Annotated in this window: 1 protein-coding gene; it reads left to right on the forward strand. The window is 66.1% G+C overall.

Features of this window, described 5'->3' with window-relative positions; translation table 11 throughout:
- Positions 1 to 125 precede the first annotated feature (125 nt).
- On the forward strand, positions 126 to 908 hold the full coding sequence (locus OP04_RS48080; RefSeq protein ID WP_033346803.1) for an IS5/IS1182 family transposase: 783 nt from the start codon (positions 126 to 128) through the stop codon (positions 906 to 908).
- Positions 909 to 925 lie beyond the last annotated feature (17 nt).

Here is a 925-nt window from a genome sequence, read left to right on the forward strand (position 1 = left end):
TGAGCCTTTTTCAACCTGGCGGTGCTGTTCACGGCAGGTGTGGGTGGCCCGGGTATCGATAAGGGCGAGGCTCCAGGTAAGACAGCAGTCGACCAAGATCCGATGCCCCGACCGGGAGCCTCGCTGTGCTGTCTTACCCTGCCGCGATTCCGTTGTCCACCCGCAGCCTCAACCACCTCGCCGCGCTCATCCGCCGCCACCGCGCCCAGCGGCGATCCCGATGGCGGCGCCTCGGCCCCGGCCAGCAGGCACTTCTCGCCCTGGCGCACCTGCGGAACGGCGACACCCTGACCCGTCTGGCCAGCGGATTCACGATCGGCGTGACGACCGCCTGGCGTTACGTCAAGGAAGCGATCGACCTGCTCGCCGCCACCGCCGACGACCTCAACGCCGCCATGGACAAAATTAGGTGCTTGTCCTTCGCGATCCTCGACGGGACCCTCATCCTGATCGACCGCGTCGCGGACCAGAAGCCGTACTACTCGGGAAAACACCACCGCCACGGTGTGAACGTGCAGGTCATAGCCGACCCGGCAGGCCGGCTCATCTGGGCCTCAGTCGCGCTGCCCGGTGCAGCCCATGACCTGACCGCCGCCCGAACCCACGGCATCATCGATGCTCTGACCAGCGCGAACGTGATGACGTTCGCCGACAAGGCGTACCAAGGCGCCCGCGGGACCATCCGGACCCCGCACAAACGCCACCGGAACCGATGCAAACTGTCCGCCTGGCACAAGACATTCAACCGCGCTCACGCGCGCATCCGCGCGATCGGCGAACGCGCCAACGCCACCCTCAAGACCTGGAAGATCCTGACGAAGATCCGGTGCAGCCCGCACCGAGCGACCACGATCGTGCAGGCCATCCTCGTTCTACACCACGCCGAGCACCCGACCTACGCAGGATGAAAAAGGCTCAATGCCCC

Origin of the sequence: Catenuloplanes japonicus (assembly GCF_000717135.1) — a bacterium.
Classification (GTDB): Bacteria; Actinomycetota; Actinomycetes; order Mycobacteriales; family Micromonosporaceae; genus Catenuloplanes; species Catenuloplanes japonicus.